The sequence below is a fragment of the Cupriavidus sp. PET2-C1 genome (assembly GCF_054515855.1).
The window spans coordinates 553621-574864 of the sequence record NZ_JBTNRJ010000003.1; the positions used below are offsets into that span (position 1 = coordinate 553621).

The window sequence follows — 21244 nt, forward strand, 5'->3', positions numbered from 1 at the left end:
GCAGCGTGGCTGCCCGGCTTGGAGGCTGGATGCGCTAAGTAGACCATTCGCGTATTGCAGCATGGTGCCCCGGTACCTTCCCACGAATTTTTGCGTAGATGCTTACTCGGTTCTGTGCTTGTGCTCGCCGCAGAAGTACGCTATCGAGCGAATGCAGAGCGGCAAAACTGAAGCCAGCTGGCTCGGCGAGGAGTCCGAAGCTCTGTCGGAGGGGCAGTGCACGGCGCCCCAATATTGCGTGGCGTGCAATCTGCTCTGGTACGGTGCGCACCGGCTCGCATCTTGCATCGCTCGACGCGGTGGCCAACGGCGCGGCGGACGTCGCCGCCATCGATTGCGTCACGCTGGCGTTCGCGCGCGATCACCTGCCCGAGCGTCTTGCCGCGCTGCGCCAGATTGGCCGCACCGAGGCCGCCCCCGGACTGCAGCTGGTGTCTTCGCGCCACACGGGGCCGGCGCTTTCTTCCGCCGAGTACGCCGGCCTCCACGCGCTGCAGCCGTCGCAGGACACGGGCTGCCTCGCGTCATCGCGGGTGGGCGCCGGCATAGCAGACCGGCCCGGCACGGCCGGGGAGGGCAGCGGACGTCTATCCATCTGCGCATTGCTTCTTTGTTCTGGCGCGCGCGCGCTCCTAGAATATGCCGCTGGTACCACGCTGGCATGGCATGCCTGCCATCCTCAACCGCTGTCTCCATCACACCTCTGCCTATGCGTCCCATTGCCCGTCTGCTGAGCATGCTTGCCCGTGTTGCCTCGAGTTCCCTCATCTCCGTGCGCGTGGCATGCATGGCGCCGGCGCTGGCCATTGCCGTGTGCATTGGCTTGCCAGCCGCCGCGCACGCCCAGGAGTCGAAGGATGCGCTGCCGCGCGAGATCCGCCTGGACTACGCTTACTACTCTCCGCCCAGCCTGGTACTCAAGCGCTTCGGCTGGCTGGAAGAGTCGCTGAAGGCCGACAAGGTCAGCGTGCGCTGGGTGCTCAGCCAGGGCAGCAACCGCGCGCTCGAATTTCTCAACAGCAACAGTATCGACTTCGGTTCCACCGCAGGCCTGGCCGCGGTGCTGGGGCGCGCCAATGGCAACCCGATCAAGGGCGTCTACCTGTACAGCCGGCCGGAGTGGACCGCACTACTGGTGCCCAAGGATTCGCCGATCCGCACGGTGGCGGACCTCACGGGCAAGAAGGTTGCGGCCACCAAGGGTACAGATCCCTATCTGTTCCTGCTACGTAGCCTGCACGACGCCGGCCTGCGCAAGTCGGATGTAGAAATCGTCAGCCTGCAGCACGCTGATGGCCGGGCCGCGCTGGAGCAGGGCAGGGTGGATGCCTGGGCCGGACTGGATCCGTTGATGGCAGCCAGCGAGCTGGAGTCCGGCTCGCGGCTGCTGTACCGCAACGTGGCCTACAACACCTACGGGCTGCTCAACGTCAACGAGGCCTTCGCCGAAAAATACCCGCGAGCGGTAGAGCGCGTGCTGGCCGCCTACGAGAAGGCGCGTGCATGGATCGCCGCCAATCCCGCCGAGACCGCGAAGATCGTCTCCGAGGAAAGCAAGTTGCCGCTGGCGGTGATCAAGGTGCAGTTGCTGCGCAATGACTTCACGCAGCCCGTGCCGTCGCCGCAACTGGTGCAGGCTCTGACGTCGGCCGCGCCCATCCTGACACAGGAGTCGTTGGTCAAGCCCGGCACCGATGTGGGCAAGGTGGTGAAGGCGCTGATCGAGCCACGCTATGCACGCACGGTAGTGCGCTGACGATGGCGACGAACGCACCGGCCACGCGCGCAACGCTAGCTGCCACGCCCGCAGCCCAGGGCAACAGCAACAGCACTAAAGCCACCGCCGCACCCAATCCGCGTGGCGGCGGCCTGGGACGTCGCTGGCTGGGCCTGCTGGTGCCGGTGGCCGCGCTGTTGCTATGGCAGGGCGCGGTGCGGATCGGCTGGATCGCCGCCAACCTGTTGCCGCCGCCCACCGAGCTGGCGCTGACGCTGCGCGAGCTGTTGTTCGACCAGGCATTGCCTGCCCATGTGGGTATCAGTGCCGCACGGGTGCTGGCGGGTTTTGCGCTGGGCGCGCTCCTGGGTGTCGCCGCCGGCATGCTGGTGGCGCTCAGCCGTCTGCTGGAGGCGCTGTTCGACCCGACCTTGCAGGCGCTGCGCGCGATACCGTCGCTGGCGTGGGTGCCGCTGCTGCTGTTGTGGCTGGGCATCGACGAAGCGCCGAAGATCACGCTGATCGCTATCGGCGCCTTCTTTCCCGTCTATCTGGGCACACAGGCAGGCATCCGCAACGTGGACCGCAAGCTGGTGGAGGTGGGCATCATGGCGGGACTGGGCAGGGCGGCTATGGCGCGCCGCATCCTGCTGCCGGCTATGCTGCCGCATTTGTTTACCGGACTGCGCACGGGCCTGAGCCTGGCGTGGATGTTCCTGGTGGCGGCCGAACTGATCGCCGCCACGCGCGGATTAGGCTATCTGCTCAGCGACGGCCGCGAAACCGGCCGGGCCGATATCGTCATCGTCGCCATCCTGATCCTGGCCGTGATCGGCAAGCTCAGCGATGGCTTGCTGCGCTGGCTGGAAGCGCGCAGCCTGGCTTGGCGCGACAGCGCGGTGTTGTGATGAGCGCTGACATGTCGGTCGTTGCCGGAGTCGGGGAGGAAGGGCCGCTTGTGTCCGTGCGCGTGGATGCGCTGTGCTTTGGCGAGCGGCGCGTGCTAGGTGCGATGCGGTTCGAGGTCGCGTGCGGTGAGGTGCTGGCGGTGCTGGGACCCAGCGGATGCGGAAAGAGCACGCTGCTGCGGCTCGTGGCGGGGCTGGAGCCTGGCTTTGCCGGCCGCGTGGCGGTGCATGGCGAGGCGCCCGCGGCTCACGCTGGCCGCAGCGGTTTCGTGTTTCAGGAGCCGCGGCTGCTACCGTGGCTGACCGTGGCAGAGAACGTCGGCTTTGCCGCCGGCCTAGATAAGGCCGCGGCGCTGCGCCACGGGCGCGTTGCCGCTTTGCTGGGCGAGGTCGGCCTTGCGCATGCCGCAGCCATGTATCCCAAGGCGCTGTCGGGCGGCATGGCGCAGCGCGTGGCCATCGCGCGCGGCTTGTTCACCGAGCCCCGCTTGTTGCTGTTGGACGAACCCTTCAGCGCGCTTGACCCTTTCACCCGCATGCGCTTGCAGGATTTGCTACTTCAGCTGACGGCGCGCCATGGCACTACCTTGCTGCTGGTGACGCACGACGTGGACGAAGCGCTCTACCTGAGTGATCGGGTACTGCTGATGGATGCGGATCCGGGGCGCATCGTGGCTGCCATCAAGGTGGATGTGCCACGAGTCGGGCCTGTGCCGGCTGTACCTGGCGGCCCCGCAAGCCTGCGGCAGCGCCAACATCCGCGCCTTGCCCGGCTGCGCGAGGATGTCCTGGCGCAAATGGACTGTCGACCCATCACGGTTTGACACTCCACGCCGCGCTTGTCTGTTTCGGTGATTGCGGCCGAGGCTTCGCCTGCACGCCGGGTGCGCGCGGCTTGGACAAGCTGAGTGCTATCCGGGGCCCCGCCTGGAACCACGCATATCCGATCCATCCTTCTTCGGCCGCGATCGGTTTTGAGCCCGCCTACGGCAATGCGGTGTCGGCGTCGGCCCAGATCGAATGGGAGTTGCCGCAGATGCGGGCCATTCCGCAGCGGGCCGACATCCGCATCGATTGAGGTGAATGGCTACAAGGCAGTAGCCGTGCCGCCTTCGGCAGGAAGCTATTGCCAAGGCCGGCGGCCTGGAGTAGATGTGTCGTTTGTTGTCTTGTGTCAGCCATCCCAATTGCGGGGCACGCGCACTAACGCAACTAGTGGGCACCATTCGCCGAAATAGTGGTACTCAACACCGAGCGCGCTCGACGCGCAGCTAAAGCGCTTCTCCACACGATGCCTCAAGCGCCGAGGCCTCAACCCTGGAACTAGAGTGCTTCGGAATCAAAGCCGCCGTCTCCAGGGCGCCGCATCTACAGATCCAGCGTCAGGATCGGGGTTCTAGAGCGTGAACAGCATGGCAGGAACTGGTCGTTTGCTGTGCGTTCCTCATCGGTCAGGTATGCGTCGCGGTGATCGGGGTCTCCTTCCAGCACGCGAGTGAGACACGTGCCGCATATGCCTTGCTCGCACGAGGTCTGGATCTCGATGCCGCACGCACCAAGCGCCTCCACCACGGTTTGTTCAGCTCTAACGTTTATGACTCTTCCGGAGCTAGCCAGCCTGACCTGAAACGCGCTATTTCCTGCGATGGCTCCTTTCTGAGCGCTGAAGTATTCGCGATGGAGGTTGGATTCTGGCCAGCCGGCACTTCGGGCGCGCGACAGCACGGCATCGACAAAGCCTGAAGGCCCGCAGACATAGGCATGCTTGTCGGCATCGGGGCCCGCGAGAATCGCCTCCAGATCGATATGCTCCTCGGGCGGAGCCGTATCGAAGTAGACTCTGACGCGGTCTTTCATCCCAGGGCGCATCAACTGTTCACGGAAGGCAGTTCTTTCCGGCGCACGTGTGCAATAGTGAAACTCGAACGACGCGTTGACATGAGCCAGTCGCTCTGCCATGCAGAGTATTGGCGTTACGCCGATACCGCCGGCGAGAAGAATCGAGTGCCTGGCTTCGTTGGCGAGCGGAAAGTGATTTCTGGGTTCGCTGATTTCAATCTCCGCTCCTTCCTCCTGAGCATGCATTGCGATCGATCCCCCGCGGGAATTTGGGTCGCGCAGCACGCCCAGGACGTAGCGGTGCGTATCGATCGGATCGTTACTCAGGGAGTACTGCCGTACCAACCCATTGCCGACGTGGACGTCGATATGCGATCCCGCGGAGAACCCGGGTAAGGGTCTTCCGGTGGGATCCACAAGTTCGAAGGAGAAAATATCCGTAGCCGTTTCGACCTTCTTCAATATCTTCACTTTCATGATTGGCTGCCAATTCTCGTGACACGTTCTGCCTCGATCACGCGATCAAGGGTTCTCCGCGCCACGCGCCTGGGCGCGTGGCGCCTTGGGGGTTCTTGTTAGCTAGCGAGCAGCCCGTGCGGGTCGATGACAAACTTCTTCGGCACGCCGGAATCAAACTCCAGATAGCCTTGAGGCGCCTCGTCGAGCGTGATTACCTGCACGTTGACGATGTCAGCAATCGTGATCCGATCCCAGAGAATGGCCTGCATCAGGTTCCGGTTGTATTTCATGACCGGCGTTTGCCCGGTGAAGAAGCTGTGCGACTTGGCCCAACCAAGGCCAAATCGAACGGACAGGCTTCCGCGCTGCGCCGCTGCGTCAGTTGCGCCCGGATCTTCCGTCACGTACAACCCGGGGATACCAATCTTGCCTGCGGCCCGCGTGACCTCCATCAGTGAATTGAGGACCGTTGCAGGCGCTTCTTGATGCGAGCCGCTGTGACCGTGACCCCGAGCTTCGAAGCCAACGCAGTCGATAGCGCAATCCACCTGAGGCTCCCCCAAGATGGCCGCAATCTGGTCGGCGAGCGAAGCGTCTTCGGAAAGGTCGACCGTGTGAAAGCCGACGTTGCGTGCGTGTGCCAGCCGAACCTTGTTGACGTCGCCGACGATCGTGACAGCCGCGCCGAGGAGGCGAGCCGATGCAGCCGCTGCCAAGCCTACCGGACCAGCGCCGGCGACATAAACCGTCGAGCCGGGACGCACACCTGCGGTCACAGCACCGTGGTAGCCGGTTGGCAGGATGTCAGCGCGTACATGCATGCCTACAACTTGCATAACCGTGATTTCGCCGAGCTGGCCGTGCAGCAGCGGGCGAATGCCAGGCTCAACCGCAAGGCGCTGATGACCGAAGTGATCACGGTTGAGGACCACCAGAAGTCGCCGTGGGTCATTGAGCCGTTTCGCCTGCTCGACTGCAGCATATGGAACGACGGTGCAATGGCCGTCGTCGTCTCGTCGACGGAAGACGCTCGGCAACTGCGGTCGTCGCTGGTCACGATCCGAGCGATCGAGGGGGGTACCCTTGGTGCGCCGGTGCGTTCGCGGATCGGCCCAAATCACTGGGACCTGCATGCAGGAACGCTGGCGCAGTCGCTTTACCGAAAGGCCGGCATTCGGGCGGAGGACATCGACGTCGCCGAGATCTACGATCCCTTCACGGGCATGGCGCTGTTGCACATCGAGCAGTTCGGCCTTGCGCCGCCGGGTCAGGCCGCGGCGCGGGTCCGAAGCGGCGAGCTGGCTCTTGACGGGGCCATCCCGACCAATACTCACGGTGGCCACTTGTCAGAGGGCAACATCGCGGGTCTTGGCCACGTTGTCGAGGCCGTGCAACAGCTGCGCGAGGGTGGCGTGCGCGACGACCTGTGCAGCACCGGCCACGACTATGACCGCTGCCGTTGTCGCCAGGTGCGAAATGCCGAGTTCGCGCTGGTCGGCAGCGAATCCGGCGACAGCGCGCTCATCCTAAGGAGGGGGGCATGACGTCTCCATTGCCACCGGGTGTTCGTCCGGACCCAGACAGCGCGGCCTTCTGGGCGGGCTGCCAGCGGCGCGAACTGCTGGGCTCTCGACCGGGCCTGGGTGCTCTGGCGGCGCAAGGCACGCAGGCTCGTGAATGCGTTCGCGCTCGAGGATGGCCGGTAAATCTACTTTTTGGCCTTGTGCTTTGCATCGTGGAGTCGAGCGCGAAGTGTGCTCGTTTGCATGAGATTTCACGCCTGAACGGGCATACGCACCGCCAGCGCACCGAGCGGCGACCGGTGCGGCAAACAGCTTCATTTCCATATCGGTCACATTAAAGGAGTCTCTCTATGCCAGAACCGACCCGCCAACCGGAATACGGGGTCAGCCCCATCTTCGTCGACCGCTGGTCGCCCCCTGCATTCACGGGTGAGAGCATCAGCGAGGAGGAATTGCTGGCCATCATCGAGGCAGGCAGCTGGGCGCCTTCGGCTTTCAATTTGCAGCCCTGGCGTTTCATCTACGCCAGGGCCGACACTCCGGCCTGGCAGCCGCTGTTTGCCACGCTCAACGTCTTCAACCAGAGCTGGGCGCAGCGCGCTTCGGCCTTGCTGATCATCGCGTCGGCCAACAGCGCGTTAGTGCCAGGTGCAGCGGCGCCCACGCCCAACGCAAGTCACGAGTTCGACACGGGATCTGCTTGGGGTTACGTCGCCTTGCAGGCCACGCTGTTAGGCTGGCATGCCCATGGCATTGCCGGCTTCGACAAGGATTTGGCACGCAGCAGCCTCGGCATTCCGGCTGATTACACAGTGCAGGCTGCGGTCGCCATTGGCCGCCGCAGCGAAGACAAGAGCTTCCTGTCGGTATCCCTGCAGTCACGCGAAGCACCCAGCACGCGGCTGGCCATGAAGGCCATCGCCGCAGAGGGAAGATTCGGTTTCAAAGGCTGACCGGCCAGTGCGTTGGGCGGGGGCTTCGTGCGCTGGCTCCAGCTTGCCGTGCCGGCGACTGCTCATCGCGCATGGCTCCCTCAGCCTTGGGCCGGCAATACTGCCCGTTCAATCTTGCCCACGATCAGCCAGTAGCTAAGGATGGCCAGCAGGCCATGCGCGCCGACGTACACCAGGGCGCCATTAAAGGAGTGCGTATCGGCCACGATGTAGCCGATCACGATCGGCGTGACGATGCCGGCGATGTTGCCCACCGCGTTGAACACGCCGCCGGTGCTGCCCACGATGGACGCGGGCGCGGTATCGGCCACCACGGTCCAGCCCAGCGAGCCGAAACCCTTGCCGAAGAACGCCACGCTCATCAGCGCGATCACGATCCAGTCGGTGTCCACGTAGTTGCAGGCAATCATGGTGGCGCTGAGCAGCAGGCCGATGGTGATGGGCAGCTTGCGCGCCATCGTCAGCGAGCCGGTGCGGCGCAGCAGCGCGTCCGACACGAAGCCGGTGGACACGCCGCCGACAAAGCCGAAGATGGCTGGCACCGCGGCCACAAAGCCCGCTTGCAGGATGGAGAAGCCGCGCCCGTTCACCAGGTAGCTCGGAAACCACGAGACAAAGAACCAGGTGATCGCGCTGATGCAGTACTGCGCGATAAAGATGCCCACCAGCATGCGGCTGCGGAACAGCTGGCCGAGCTGCGCCAGCGTTGGACCCTTGCTGCCCTTGGCGCTCCTGCCGCCGAGATGCACCAGCGCGCCGCCTTGCTCGATATAGTCGATCTCGGCCTGCGTCACGCGCGGATGCGCGGCGGGAGCGTGGTAAAGGCGGTACCACGCCCATGCCAGCAGCAGCCCCAGCGCGCCCATGACCGAGAAGATATGCTGCCAGCCGAAGCGATGGTCGAGCCAGCCCATCAGCGGCGTGAACACCACCAGCGACAGATACTGCGCGCTATTGAAGATCGCGCCGGCCACGCCGCGCTCGGTGGAGGGAAACCACGCCGCGATCACCCGTCCCGATGACGGCCCTACCGGCGACTCCATCGCGCCCAGCAGGAAGCGCAGCACCAGCAGCGCGACAAAGGCAAAGGCAAACCAGTGCACCGTGCTCATCAGCAAGGTGGTGAGCGACCACAGCACCAGCCCAAGGCCGATGGCCTGCTTGGCGCCGATCTTGTCCACCAGCCAGCCGGCCGGTACCTGGCTCAGCACATAGGCCCAGGCGAAGGAAGAGAACAGCCAGCCCATCTGGACGGCATCGAGCCCGAGATCCTTGCCCATATGCGGGCCTGCCACCGACAACGTGGCGCGGTCGCCGGTGCTCAGCGCCAGCACGATGGTGATCAGGGCAAGCATCAGGTAGCGGTAGCGCCCGGTGGCCACAGCGGCTGCGGTCGGCTGTGCGGCGGATGTAGCGGCGGATGCGGCCGCGGACTCCGCCGCGTTCGAGGTGGCGGATGTCATGACGACTGACATGGCGGTCTCCAGTCTTGTTTGATGGCACGAAGGCGCCGGGCCCTGTATGGCGGCGCGTCCCCGAGGCAGGGTGCTGCCGGGGCGTATGGACTGCATGCTAGAGAAGGACCGGGAAACAAGATAGCGGCGCCCGGTGACCAGGGTGGGCCACGTCCCAGCCCTTGGGAAATGCGGTGGCAATGTGTTGCTTCAGCCTGCCCGGTGGGCCGATTGGCAGTCATCCGCATGGGTGGATTACTGCTGCGCCACTTTTCCCACACTCTGGGACAAGGCGCGGGTTCGCCGTGCGCCAGCCGCGTTCCGCGCTTGCGGCACATCCGCGCTTACCCAAGAATGGACACGTGTTCATCGCGGGTGGACATGCCCGGCTCCAGCGTGGAGCGACGTGGCGGCCAGGACGCCCGCGCCCCATTCGCATCCAGGAGACGCAGCATGTACATCAGCGAACAGCTACTCAACCCCGACGAGCGCCGCCTGCGCCTGTCCACCCAGCTCGGGGTCCAAAGCGTGGTGCTGGACAACCGCGGCACCGAGCTGGTGTCGGCCACCGGCGGCGTCAGCGCCTGGGATGCCGGCAAGCTCACTGCTTATCGCAAATGGGTGGAGGGCTTCGGCCTGAAGCTCGACGTGTTCGCGCTCGATGTGGGCTCCATCCTGCTGGATTCGCTGGTCGACCTGGATGGTGCGCGCAAGCAGCGCGATGTGCTGGCGCAGAACATCCAGAAGGCGGCAGACGCAGGCATTACCTGCCTCAAGTACAACGCGCAGATGGTTGGCATCACCCGCACCGGCCTCAAGCCAGGACGCGGCGGCGCGCAGAACTCCGGCTTTGTCTATGCCGAGTACTCGGCCGACGACGACCGCAAGCACTCCTACTGGGGCGTGGGATACCCCACCAACCAGGACGAAGGCGACGCGGAGACCGCCATGCTGTGCGGCCAGAAAATGGCGCGCGACGTGCCCCCGGTGACTGAGAGGGCCGGCTGGGACGCCATCGAATTTCTGGTCGAAGGTTTGGTGCCCGCCGCCGACCGCGCCGGTGTGCGCCTGGCCTGCCATCCGCACGATCCCGCCTATCCGGTGGGTGGCCTCAACGGCATTGAGCATGTGATTGGCTCCGCCGGCGGCATCCGCAAGTTCCTCGCACTCAGCCCGAGCGCCAACCACGGCCTGAATTTCTGCCAGGGCACCGTTGCCGAGATGTTCAAGGAGCCGGGCCGCGCGATGATCCCCGTGATCGAGGAGTTCGCCGCCACCGGCCGCATCTTCATGGTCCACTTCCGCAATATCCGCGGCGGCTATCTCGACTTCCAGGAAGTCTTCCCCGATGAAGGCGACGTCGACATGTTCCAGGCCATCAAGGCTTACCAGCGCGGCGGCTACAAGGGCCCGCTGTGCCCGGACCACGTGCCCGTGTCGGACCTTGACGAAAACCGCGAGCGCTTCATGGCCTTCGCGCTGGGCTATACGCGCGGGCTGTTGCAAGCGACCGGCGTGTGGTCCACGCCGGTGCGCGGCTAAGTAGCGCGGTGGCCTAACATGACAGAGGCACAGCAGCCCATCCGCAGGACGCCCGAGACGCTGCGCTCGCACCGCTGGTTCGGCAAGGCGTCGATGCGCACGTTCAACCACCGCTCGCGCATGGCGCAGATCGGCTTTGGCGCCGAGGAGTATCGCGGCAAGCCGGTCATCGCCATCCTCAACACCTGGAGCGAGATCAACCCCTGCCATACCCACTTCAAGGCGCGCGCGGAGGAGGTCAAGCGCGGGGTCTGGCAGGCCGGCGGGTTTCCGCTGGAAATGCCAGCCATGTCGCTGGCCGAGCCGTTCCAGAAGCCCAGCGCGCTGCTGTACCGGAACCTGCTGGCGATGGAAACCGAGGAACTGCTGCGCTCCTATCCGGTGGATGGCGTGGTGCTGATGGGCGGCTGCGACAAGACCACGCCCGGCCTGATCATGGGCGCCACCTCGATGAATCTGCCGGCCATTTTCATGCCGGCCGGGCCGATGCTGCGCGGCAATGCCGGCGGAAAGACGCTCGGTTCGGGCTCCGACATGTTCAAGAACTGGGCCGAGTTGCGCGCTGGCACCATCACGCACGATGACTGGGAGGAAGTGCTGGGCGGCATCGCCCGCTCGCCCGGGCACTGCATGACCATGGGCACCGCCTCCACCATGACCAGCGCGACCGAAGCCATGGGCCTGACCTTGCCGGGCGCGGCCTCGATTCCCGCGCCGGACTCGCGCCACGCGCAGATGGCGGTGCAGACCGGGCGGCGCATCGTCGAGATGGTGTGGGAGGACCTCACGCCGTCCACGGTGCTGAGCGCAGAGGCCTTCGACAATGCCGTGGTGTGCGTGCTGGCGCTGGGCGGCTCCACCAATGCGCTGGTGCATCTGGTGGCGATGGCGCGGCGCGCCGGCGTGGCGCTGGATTTGCAGCGCTTCGACGCGCTCGCCGCCAGCACGCCGCTGATCGCCAACCTGCGGCCTGCGGGCAAGTACTTGATGGAAGATTTCTTCTATGCGGGTGGCTTGCGTGGATTGCTGGAACGCTTGCGCCCGCTGCTGCGGGTGGATGCGCTTACCGTCAACGGCCGCACGTTAGGCGCCAACATCGCCGGCGCTCCGGTCCATGACGACGACGTGATCCTGCCGGTTGAGCGCGCGCTGGTGAGCGGCGGCAGCCTGGCCGTGCTGCGCGGCAATCTCGCGCCCAACGGCGCCGTCATCAAGCCAGCCGCCGCCGAGCCGCACCTGCACCGCCATACCGGCCGCGCGGTAGTGTTCGAGAGCTACGAAGCGCTGAACGCCGGCATCGACGCGCCCGACCTCGATATCGACGCCAACAGCGTGCTGGTGCTGCGCAACGCCGGGCCGTTGGGCGGGCCGGGCATGCCGGAGTGGGGCCAGTTGCCGATCCCCAGGAAACTGCTGCAACAAGGCGTGCGCGACATGGTGCGCATCAGCGATGCGCGCATGAGCGGCACCAGCTTCGGCGCGTGCGTGCTGCATGTGGCGCCGGAATCGTTTGTTGGCGGGCCATTGGCGCTCGTGCGTACGGGCGACCTGATCGAGCTGGACATTCCGGCGCGCAAGCTGGCGTTGCTGGTGGACGATGCGGAGCTGGAACGCCGCCGCGCCGCATGGGTGCCGCCGCCGCCGCGTTACCAGCGAGGCTACGGCGCGATCTTTGCGCAGCAGGTGACGCAGGCGGATGAAGGGTGTGACTTCACGTTGCTGCGGGGGACGGAGCCGACGCCGGAGCCGGATATATATTGAGCGATGCCGGCTGCGGTGCGGTCAATTGCCAGCATGGTCGGCGTGCGCTCTCCGATATGCAGCATCGCGAAGTCCTGGGTATTGGTGTAGGCGCCGATCACGATTTCCCGGCTCTCGGCGCGCGCTGCCACGTTGATCCAGATCGATGCGCTTATGCACTCTCGCGCGGCACGATGCGAAAGCCCAGGTCCATTACCCGCTGTGCGCGCCGGCCGGGCCGCGCTGCGCCTTGCAGCCGGCGCAGCAAGACCTCGCCGGCGTGGCGGCCGAGCTCGCGCGGCCGCACCTGCACGGTGGTCAGCGTGGGATAGCTGGCCGCCGCTATCGCCAGGTCGGAGAAGCCCACCACGGCGATACGGCCCGGCACTTGCCAGCCGTGCTGCCGGCATGCCAGCAGCGCGCCCACGCCCAGGATGTCGTTGCTGCAGAAGACGGCCTGGATGCGCGGGGCGCGTTCCAGCAGCCGCGTCAATGCTTGCGCGCCGGCGTCGATGGTGGAGGGGGGCGGCAGCAGGTCCACCTCGGCAGGCGCCATGCCAAGCTCGGCGAGGCGCGATTGCAAGCCGTCGAGCCGCTTGCGTGCGCGCAACTCATCCGCGCCGATAAAGCCGATGCGCTTGTGCCCGCGCTCGCACAGGTATTGCGCCACCGCGGCACCCACCCCCGCGTTGGAGAAGCCTACCGCCATGTCGATCGGATCGTCGGTCAGGTCCCAGGTTTCCACCACCGGCAGGCCGAGCCGGCGCAGCTTGTCGCGCACGCTTCTTTCGTGGCTCACGCCGGTGAGCACGATGGCGTCCACGCGCCGGCCGAGGAAGGCGTCGACCAGGCCTGCCTCTTCGCGCGGGTGATAGCTCGACTGCGCCAGCATCAACTGGTAGCCCTGCGGCGCCAGCGCGGCGGCCAGGCCATCCATGGTGTCGGCGAACCACGCGTTGGATAGCGTGGGCACGATGGCACCGACGATCTTCGAGCGGGCGGAGGCCAGGCTGCCGGCGGTCAGGTCCGGCACATAGCCGAGTTGCCGGATGGTGGCTTGCACCAGCTCGCGCGTGGCCGGCGCCACCGTGTCGGGGTGGTTGATCACGCGCGATACCGTCACGCTCGCCACGCCAGCGGCGCGGGCCACGTCCGACATGCGCACGGCGCCGGGTCGCGTTTGCGGTTGCAGGGCGGAGGGTTTGCTGTGCTTCATGGCGGGGTTCAACTGCTTTCGCGCGCGACCACGCTGAAGCCGAGATCGACGATGCGGGATTCGCGCCCCAGCGCGCTACTCGGTGCGCCAAGGCGCGCCAGCAACATCTGCCCGGCACGCCTGCCCATCTCATGCGACGGCACCTTGACGCTGCTCAGCGCCGGCACGCTGGCCGCCGCGATGGCCAGGTCGGAGAACCCCACCACCGCCATGCGCGCCGGCACGGCCCAGCCCTGTTCGCGGCAGGCCAGCAGCGCGCCCACGCCGAGGGTGTCGTTGCTGCAGTACACGGCTTGCAGCTGCGGGTTTTGCCGCACCAGTTCGACGAGGCCGCGGGCGCCGTCAAGCATGGTGGAGGGCGGCTCGACCGTGCGCACCATCACATCGGGCAGGCCTTGCGCGGCGATCGTCTCCCTGTAGCCTGCCAGCCGCTTGAGCGCCCGATCTTCCTCGGCGCCGATAAAGGCGAGATGGCGGTGCCCGCGCGCCAGCAGGTGTCCGGCTACGGCGGCGCCCGCTGCCCGATTGGAGAAGCCCGCCACCATATCGATGGGGTCGTCGGTGAGATCCCATGTTTCCACCACCGGCATTGCGCAGCGGCGCAGCTTGGCGCGCACAGTGCCAGTGTGGCTCACGCCCGTCAGCACCACGGCGTCCACTTGCCGCCCGATAAAGGCGTCGATCAGGTTCTCCTCCTGCGTTTGCCGGTAGCGTGTCTGGCCAAGCAGCAATTGGTAGCCGCCGTCCTCCAGCACTTCGCCCAGCCCGTCCATGGTCTCGGCAAACCACGCGTTGGACAGCGTCGGCACGATGGCGCCGACGATGCGCGAGCGCCGCGAGGCCAGGCTGCCGGCGTTCAGGTTGGGCACGTAGCCCAACCTGGCGATGGCGTCCCGCACTGCCGCCAATGTGGCGGGAGAGACCTGGTGTGGATGGCTGATGGCGCGCGAGACCGTCACGCGCGATACGCCGGCCATGCGGGCCACGTCGATCATGCGGCCGCCGCCCGGTGCAGGGTCGTCTTGCCGTGAGGACGCGGGCTTGCTGGTTGCCATTGACTTGGTATCGGTGTTGGGTGGGGCGGCGCCGTCCGCTACGCGTTTTCCCTGATTTGATCGGTGCGAATCACTTCAGCGTGCATTCACCTGCGGCTTTGTCCCAGATCATGGGAAACCGCTGCCCCGGCGGCGCCGGGCAGGCTTGTATTGTCGGCCACCATCCCGAAAAATGGAAGCGCATCCATAAGAGCGCGCCGCCGCCCGCCATCGTTCGGCAAAACGCTGCGCCAAGCCTCATCGAGACACCATGAACCAGTCCCAATCCAAGCTCACCGTCCGGCTGTCCGAGCCCGACAACGTCGTGCTGGCGCGTACGCAGATCGCCGCAGGCACGGCCCTGCCGGAAGCCGGCGCCAACGCATTGCAGGACATCCCCGCAGGCCACAAGCTCGCCGCGCGGGCCATCCGCAAAGGCGAGCCGGTGATCAAGGGCGGCATCGCCATCGGGCGCTCCGCCGAAGACGTGCCTGCCGGCGCGTGGGTGCATGCGCACAATCTGGCGGTGGATGCTGCTGCCAGCGGTGCGCAAGGCGAGGCCGTCTGCGCGACCCCATCGCTGCAAGCGGTGCCCGCCGCGCAGCGCGCCACCTTCCAGGGCTTCGTGCGTGCCGACGGGCGCGTTGCCACGCGCAATTACATCGGCGTGTTCGTGGTGGGCAATTGTGGCGCCACCGCCGCGCGCAGAGTGGCCGACTGGTTCACCGTGCCGCGCCTGGCCGCGTATCCTAATGTCGACGGCGTGGTGCCCTTCGTGCACGAAATCGGCTGCGGCATGGAGATGACCGGCGAGCCGATGGACCTGCTGCGCCGCACCTTGTCGGGCACCATCCGTCATCCCAACATCGCCGGCGCGCTGGTGATCGCGCTGGGCTGCGAGCGCAACAATATCTACGGCTTCCTGGAGCAGGAGCAACTTGCCGTAGGCCCTGCCCTGAAGACATTGGTGATGCAGGAGATCGGCGGCACCGCCAACACCATCGAGGCGGGCATCGCCATCGTCGAGCAGATGCTGCCGGCGGCCAACGCGCATGTGCGCCAGCCGGTTTCGGCGGAGCACCTGGTGGTGGGCCTGCAATCCGCCGGGCCGGATGGCCTCTGTGCCGTTTCGGCCAACCCCGCGCTGGGCGCGGCGGTGGACCTGCTGGTAGCGCAGGGCGGCACCGCGATCCTGTCGGAAACCGTGGATCTGGTGAGCCTGGGGCAACGCTTCACGTCCCGTGCTGCCACGCCCGAGGTGGCTGGCCAGCTCGCGCAGCGCATCGCCTGGTGGCGCCAGTACCACGCGGGGCGCGATACCCAGCTCAACCACCGCGTGCGGGCCGACGGCGGCGCCAGCGGCCTGAGCAACGCGCTGGAGAAGGCCGCCAGCGGCGTGCGCCGCGCCGGCAGCTCGCCGGTGACGGCGGTCTACGAGTACGCGCGGCCTGTCACGGCGCGCGGCTTGGTGTTCATGGATGCGCCCAGCTATGAAGCCGTTTCCGCTACCGGACAGATCGCCGGCGGCGCCAACCTGATCTGCCTGACCACCGGCACCGGCTCGGGCTTTGGCGCGCTGCCCGCGCCCACCATCAAGCTGGCCTCCAACACGCGCACCTTCACACGCATGGAGGATGACCTCGACATCGATTGCGGCCCGGTGACGGACGGCGAGGCCACGGTGGCGCAGATGGGGCAACGCATCTTCGCGCAGATGCTGCGCCATGCCTCCGGCGAGAAGACCTGCAGCGAAGCGCTGGGGGTAGGCGAGAACGAGTTCGTGCCCTGGCCCATCGGCGTGCTCGCCTGAACGAACTCGGAAAGGACAACAAGATGAATCCCAGTATGCAGGACAACGCGCGCAATCCCTTTATCCGCCTTGACCCCCAGGACAATGTGGTGGTGGCGCGCATGGAAGTGCCGGCAGGCACCACCGTACCCAGCGAAAGCCTCGTCACGCTGCAGCTCGTGCCGTCCGGCCACAAGGTGGCCGCGCGCTTTATCGCCAAGGGCGAGCCGGTGCTCAAGTACAACACGGTGATCGGCTTCGCCGCCGAGGACTTGGCGCCCGGCACCTGGATGCACAGCCACAACATCGCTTTCGGCGACCTGGTAAAGGAGTATCGCCACGGCCAGGACTACCAGCCCACGGAATACGTGCCGCCGGCGCAGCGCGCGCAGTTCATGGGCATCGTGCGCGCGGACGGCCGCGTGGCCACGCGCAATTACATCGGCGTGTTCCTGGTGGGCCATAGCGGCGCCACGGTGGCGCGCAAGATCGCCAACTGGTTCGACGGCCAGCGCATGGTGGATTTTCCCAATGTCGATGGCGTGGTGCCCTATGTGCACGAACAGGGCAGCGGCATGGAAATGAGCGGCGAGCCGATGGACCTGCTGCGCCGCACGCTCGGCGGCTATATCCGCCATCCCAACACCGCGGGCGCGCTGGTGATTGCGCTGGGGCACGAGCACAACGCGTTGCCCGCCTTCCTGGCCGACCAGGGTTTGCAGCCCGGCCCGATGCTGAAGACGCTGGTGATCGAAGACGCCGGCGGCACGCGCCGCGCCATCGAGGCCGGTATCGCGCTGGTGCAGCAGATGCTCGCCACGGCCAACGCCGTCATGCGCGAGCCGGCTTCGGCGGAGCACATCACCGTTGGCCTGCAATGCGGCGGCTCCGATGGCTTCTCCGGCCTCTCGGCCAATCCCGCGCTGGGCGCGGCGATGGAGATCCTGGTGCGCCACGGCGGCACCGCGATCCTCTCGGAAACCTCGGAGATCTTCGGCGTGGAGCAGACCCTGACTGCGCGCGCGGTCACGCCCGAGGTAGGCCAGAAGCTGGTGGACCGCATCAACTGGTGGCTCGAGTACAACAAAGGCCGCGACACGCAGATCAACGGCCGCGTCAGCCCCGGCAACAACGCGGGCGGCCTGGCCAACGTGCTGGAGAAAAGCCTCGGGGGCGCCAAGAAGGGCGGCAACGCGCCGCTGATGGAGGTCTACAAATACGCCGAGCCGGTGATGCAGCATGGCCTGGTGTTCATGGACACGCCGGGCTACGACCCGGTATCCGCTACCGGCCAGATTGCCGGCGGCGCCAACCTGATCTGCTTCACCACCGGACGCGGCTCCTGCTTTGGCTCGGTGCCCGCGCCCACCATCAAGCTGGCCAGCAACACGCCGATGTACCAGCGCATGGTCAAGGACATGGATATCAACTGCGGCGTGGTGATCGACGGCGAGGCCACCATCGAACAGATGGGCCAGCAGATCTTCGCGCAGATCCTGCGCCACGCCTCCGGCGAGAAGACCTGCAGCGAAGCGCTCGGGGTCGGGCTGAACGAGTTCGTGCCCTGGCCGATCGGGGTGGTGGATTGATCCCCTGCAGTTCTTGCTTTTTCCGCATCTCATTAAAAGAAATCCAGGAGACACAGCATGACCAGCATCAGCAAAAGAACGTTCCTAGCCGGTTGCGCACTGGCGCTCGCAGGCATCATGCCCACCGCGAACGCGCAGGGCGATACCTGGCCGACCAAGCCCGTGCGCATGATCGTGCCGTTCCCTGCCGGCGGCACCAGCGATATCATGGGCCGGCTGATCGCCGAGCAACTCGGCAAAGCGCTCAAGCAGCCTTTTATCGTGGAGAACAAGGGCGGCGCGGGCGGCACCATCGGTGCGGAGCAGGCTGCCAAGGCGCCTGCGGATGGCTACACGCTGCTGCTCTCCGGCATTGGCAGCAACGCCATCGCGCACGGCATGTCGCCCAAGCCCGACTATGACTCCAGCCGCGACTTCACCCAGATCTCGCAGCTGATTGCCGGTCCCAACGTGCTGGTGGTCAACCCCGCCTTTCCGGCCAAGACCTTCAAGGAATTCGTTGACTACGTCAAGGCCAACCCGGGCAAGGTCAACTACGGCGTGACCAATGCGTCGTCCGGCCACCTCGCGATGGAACTGCTCAAGCAGACGGCGGGCCTGAACATGGTCGGCATTCCCTACCGTGGCGGCGGCCCGGCCCTGACCGATGTGCTGGCCAACCAGATCCCCACCATGTTCGTGAACCAGGACGCGGTGCTGCCCTATGTGAAAGCCGGCAAGCTGCGGGCGCTGGCGGTCACCAGCGCGCAGCGCAACGCGCTGTTCCCGGATGTGCCGACCGTGGCGGAGTCCGGCTATCCCGGTTTTTCGGCGGTGTCATGGGTTGGCCTGTCCGCACCCAAGGGCACGCCAAAGCCTATCGTCGACAAGCTGGAGGCGGAGATGATGAAGGCGTTCCGCCAGCCGGAGGTCCGAGCCAAGCTGGAGGCCAACGGCTTCGTGGTGGTGGCATCCAGTTCGCAGGACTACGCGCGCTTCGTGCAGTCCGAGACCGAGCGCTGGGGCAAGGTGATCAAGGAGGCCGGCATCAAGCCGGAATGATGGCGCACGCGCCTGGCCGCAAGACAGACTTCGAGACAGACGAGGACGACTCATGAGCAACGTTTCACATCAAGCAACCGCCGCGTTGGCACCATCGGCACAAGCCTCGGGCGACCGTATCGCGTGGGTAAAGGTCTCGCTGGTCTACCTGCCGCTGCCCGCCCCGATCAGCGACGCCAAGGTGCTGACCGGGCGGCAGCGCCCGCTGACCGAAATCGCCTTCATCTTCGCCGAGATCCGTACCCGCGACGGACACGAAGGCATCGGCTTCGGCTATTCCAAGCGTGCCGGCGGCCCCGGCATGTACGCCCACGCCAAGGAGATCGCGCCGGAGCTGATCGGCGAGGACCCGAACGATATCGCCCGCATCTGGAACAAACTGCTGTGGGCCGGCGCGTCGATGGGCCGCAGCGGCCTGACCACCCAGGCCATCGCCCCGTTCGATATCGCGCTATGGGATCTCAAGGCCAAGCGTGCCGGCCTGCCGCTGGCCAAGCTGCTGGGCGCGCACCGGGATTCCGTGCGCTGCTACAACACCTCGGGCGGCTACCTGTCGATGCCGCTGGACCAGGTGCTGAGGAACATCGACGCCTCCCGCGCCAACGGCATCGGCGGCATCAAGATCAAGGTCGGCCAGCCCGATACCGCCACCGACCTCAAGCGCGTCAAAGCGGTGCGCGAACTGCTGGGCGACGACTTCCCCTTCATGGTGGACGCCAACCAGCAATGGGACCGCACCACCGCGCAGCGCTTCGGCCGCGTGCTCGAGCAGTTCAACCTGACGTGGATTGAAGAACCGCTGGACGCCTACGACATCGAAGGCCACGCCGCGCTCGCCACCTCGCTCGATACGCCGGTCGCCACTGGCGAAATGCTCACCAGCTTCGGCGAGCACGCACAGCTCATCACCGCGCATGCTAGCGATTTCGTGCAGCCCGACGCGCCGCGCGTTGGCGGTATCACACCCTTCCTGCAGATCATGAGCCTGGCGGACTTCAAGGGCCTGAAGCTGGCGCCGCACTTCGCCATGGAGATCCACCTGCACCTGGCTGCCGCCTATCCGCAGGAGCCGTGGCTGGAGCATTTCGAATGGCTGGAGCCGATGTTCAACGAACGGCTGGAACTGCGCGACGGCAGGATGATCGTGCCCAGCCGGCCGGGTCTTGGGTTTAGCTTGAGCGACCAGGCGCTGGCGTGGACGGCGGACAAGGTGGAGTTTGGGGCGAGGCCGTAGGCAGTCGTTAGCGATAGCGCACTAAGCCATACGCAAGCGGCGCGCTCCAGGGCGCGCCGCTTGCGTTTAACGCCCGCTTCGCGTTACGCCGCGCCAGCGCCACGCGTGTTGACGTACAGCGCGTAAATGGAATGGCTGCTGGCCATGAACAGCCGGTTGTTCTCCAGGCCGCCGAAGCACAGGTTGGCACAGCGCTCCGGTAGGCGGACATGGCCAATGGGCTTGCCCTTGGGGTTGAACACCATCACGCCGTCCAGCGGTGCCGGGTCCACGCCGGGCGCGCCGCCGCTGCCCCAGCCAGCCCAGATGTTGCCGTCCTCGTCGCACTTGATGCCGTCCAGCGCGCCGGGGCCGTCGGCGTCGATATGCTTGGTGCGGTTCGCCAGGCGTCCATCGGGCCCGACGCTGTAGGCCCACACCAGCCGGTTGGGCTGGGCACGGCCTTCGATCACATAGAGCGTTTTCTCGTCCGGCGAGAAGCACAGGCCGTTCGGCCCGGCCAGGTCGTTGATGACCTGGGTGAGCTTGCCGGTCTCGCCGTCGATGCGATACACCGCGTGCGGCAGCTCCGGCTTGCCGATGCGGCCTTCGTAGTTGTTGCTGAGCTGGAAGGGCGGGTCGGTGAACCAGATGGAGCCATCGGACTTGCAGACAATGTCGTTCGGCGAGTTGAAGGGCTTGCCTACGAAGTTGTCGGCCAGCGTGACCACTTTGCCACTGTGCTCGGTACGGCTGATGCGCCGCGTGATGGCACCTTCGCAGGTGATCAGCCGGCCCTGGCGGTCGCGCGTGTTGCCGTTGGGATAGTTGGCGGGCGCGCGGAAGCTCGTGAGCTGGCCGCTGGCCTCGTCCCAGCGCATGATGCGGTTGGACGCCACGTCGCTGACAAGCAGGTAGCCGCCGTCGCCGATCCACACCGGGCCCTCGGCCCAGCGCAGGCCAGTGGCGAGCTGTTCCACGCTGGCGTTGAACAGGCGGTACTTCGCGAAGGACGGATCGAGGATGACGACGCTGGGGTCAGGGTAGCGCAGCGATGGCGTCCACTGCGCGGTGGCATTAGCGGCGGTAGCGCTGGCGGCCAGTGCGAGGCTACCCATCAGGAAGCCGCGACGCCGAGGCGAAGTGGCTTGCTGAAGCGGAAGCGGATGCTCCTCAGGTTGGTGCGAATCGGCTTGTGTCTCCATGCCCGGGCTCCTTTGTGTTGAT

The 21244-nt window shown here is 66.2% G+C and carries 18 protein-coding genes and 1 pseudogene; 13 read left to right on the top strand and 6 right to left on the bottom strand.

Annotation, left to right across the window (positions count from 1 at the left end):
* The first annotated feature begins 263 nt into the window (after positions 1-263).
* From ACX12D_RS36260 to ACX12D_RS36280, 5 genes are all read left to right on the top strand, one after another.
* Positions 264-734, top strand: coding sequence for a hypothetical protein (locus ACX12D_RS36260; RefSeq protein WP_459376663.1), 471 nt, complete (start codon positions 264-266; stop codon positions 732-734).
* A gap of 2 nt (positions 735-736) precedes the next feature.
* The gene (locus ACX12D_RS36265; RefSeq protein WP_441637281.1) at positions 737-1756 is read left to right on the top strand and encodes an aliphatic sulfonate ABC transporter substrate-binding protein; all 1020 of its coding nucleotides are present in this window, start codon (positions 737-739) and stop codon (positions 1754-1756) included.
* Positions 1757-1758: 2 nt separating this feature from the next.
* Positions 1759-2625 carry an ABC transporter permease gene (locus ACX12D_RS36270; RefSeq protein WP_441637279.1) on the top strand — a complete coding sequence of 289 codons (867 nt, stop codon included), beginning with the start codon at positions 1759-1761 and terminating at the stop codon, positions 2623-2625.
* 11 nt (positions 2626-2636) lie between these two features.
* On the top strand, positions 2637-3449 hold the full coding sequence (locus ACX12D_RS36275) for an ABC transporter ATP-binding protein (RefSeq protein ID WP_459376664.1): 813 nt from the start codon (positions 2637-2639) through the stop codon (positions 3447-3449).
* 71 nt (positions 3450-3520) lie between these two features.
* Positions 3521-3703 (top strand): hypothetical protein, encoded by a 183-nt coding sequence (locus ACX12D_RS36280; protein WP_459376665.1) that lies wholly within the window; start codon positions 3521-3523, stop codon positions 3701-3703.
* A gap of 290 nt (positions 3704-3993) precedes the next feature.
* On the opposite strand, the gene ACX12D_RS36285 is transcribed toward ACX12D_RS36280, so the two are convergent.
* Positions 3994-4941 carry a PDR/VanB family oxidoreductase gene (locus tag ACX12D_RS36285; protein WP_459376666.1) on the bottom strand — a complete coding sequence of 316 codons (948 nt, stop codon included), beginning with the start codon at positions 4939-4941 and terminating at the stop codon, positions 3994-3996.
* A 98-nt stretch (positions 4942-5039) separates the two neighbouring features.
* A pseudogene (locus ACX12D_RS36290) lies at positions 5040-5732 on the bottom strand (zinc-binding dehydrogenase); the annotation flags it as partial.
* A gap of 6 nt (positions 5733-5738) precedes the next feature.
* Here ACX12D_RS36290 and ACX12D_RS36295 point away from each other — a divergent pair.
* Positions 5739-6467 (top strand): thiolase family protein, encoded by a 729-nt coding sequence (locus ACX12D_RS36295; protein ID WP_459376667.1) that lies wholly within the window; start codon positions 5739-5741, stop codon positions 6465-6467.
* A gap of 329 nt (positions 6468-6796) precedes the next feature.
* On the top strand, positions 6797-7399 hold the full coding sequence (locus tag ACX12D_RS36300; protein WP_459376668.1) for a nitroreductase family protein: 603 nt from the start codon (positions 6797-6799) through the stop codon (positions 7397-7399).
* An 80-nt stretch (positions 7400-7479) separates the two neighbouring features.
* Here ACX12D_RS36300 and ACX12D_RS36305 read toward each other — a convergent pair whose 3' ends face one another.
* A complete protein-coding gene (locus ACX12D_RS36305) occupies positions 7480-8754 on the bottom strand; it encodes an MFS transporter (RefSeq protein WP_459377421.1) in 1275 nt (424 codons plus the stop codon).
* 552 nt (positions 8755-9306) lie between these two features.
* Here ACX12D_RS36305 and ACX12D_RS36310 point away from each other — a divergent pair.
* Both ACX12D_RS36310 and araD read left to right on the top strand, forming a co-directional pair.
* Positions 9307-10395 (top strand): mannonate dehydratase, encoded by a 1089-nt coding sequence (locus ACX12D_RS36310; RefSeq protein WP_459376669.1) that lies wholly within the window; start codon positions 9307-9309, stop codon positions 10393-10395.
* Between the two features lie 18 nt (positions 10396-10413).
* Positions 10414-12156 (top strand): L-arabinonate dehydratase, encoded by a 1743-nt coding sequence (gene araD / locus ACX12D_RS36315; RefSeq protein ID WP_459376670.1) that lies wholly within the window; start codon positions 10414-10416, stop codon positions 12154-12156.
* Positions 12157-12307: 151 nt separating this feature from the next.
* Here the strand turns inward: araD and ACX12D_RS36320 are convergent, their stop codons facing one another.
* Both ACX12D_RS36320 and ACX12D_RS36325 read right to left on the bottom strand, forming a co-directional pair.
* Positions 12308-13351, bottom strand: coding sequence for a LacI family DNA-binding transcriptional regulator (locus tag ACX12D_RS36320; RefSeq protein WP_459376671.1), 1044 nt, complete (start codon positions 13349-13351; stop codon positions 12308-12310).
* A gap of 8 nt (positions 13352-13359) precedes the next feature.
* Positions 13360-14406 carry a LacI family DNA-binding transcriptional regulator gene (locus ACX12D_RS36325; protein ID WP_459376672.1) on the bottom strand — a complete coding sequence of 349 codons (1047 nt, stop codon included), beginning with the start codon at positions 14404-14406 and terminating at the stop codon, positions 13360-13362.
* A gap of 250 nt (positions 14407-14656) precedes the next feature.
* On the opposite strand from ACX12D_RS36325, the gene ACX12D_RS36330 reads away from it, so the two are divergent.
* The 4 genes from ACX12D_RS36330 to ACX12D_RS36345 are packed head-to-tail and all read left to right on the top strand — an operon-like array spanning position 14657 to position 20038.
* Complete coding sequence (locus tag ACX12D_RS36330) at positions 14657-16195, top strand: UxaA family hydrolase (RefSeq protein ID WP_459376673.1); 1539 nt, start codon at positions 14657-14659, stop codon at positions 16193-16195.
* A gap of 23 nt (positions 16196-16218) precedes the next feature.
* Positions 16219-17763 (top strand): UxaA family hydrolase, encoded by a 1545-nt coding sequence (locus ACX12D_RS36335; RefSeq protein WP_459376674.1) that lies wholly within the window; start codon positions 16219-16221, stop codon positions 17761-17763.
* A 57-nt stretch (positions 17764-17820) separates the two neighbouring features.
* Positions 17821-18804: a Bug family tripartite tricarboxylate transporter substrate binding protein gene (locus ACX12D_RS36340; RefSeq protein ID WP_459376675.1), complete on the top strand. Its 984-nt coding sequence runs from the start codon at positions 17821-17823 to the stop codon at positions 18802-18804.
* 52 nt (positions 18805-18856) lie between these two features.
* Complete coding sequence (locus tag ACX12D_RS36345) at positions 18857-20038, top strand: L-talarate/galactarate dehydratase (protein WP_459376676.1); 1182 nt, start codon at positions 18857-18859, stop codon at positions 20036-20038.
* A gap of 83 nt (positions 20039-20121) precedes the next feature.
* Here ACX12D_RS36345 and ACX12D_RS36350 read toward each other — a convergent pair whose 3' ends face one another.
* Positions 20122-21222, bottom strand: coding sequence for an SMP-30/gluconolactonase/LRE family protein (locus ACX12D_RS36350; RefSeq protein WP_459376677.1), 1101 nt, complete (start codon positions 21220-21222; stop codon positions 20122-20124).
* Positions 21223-21244 lie beyond the last annotated feature (22 nt).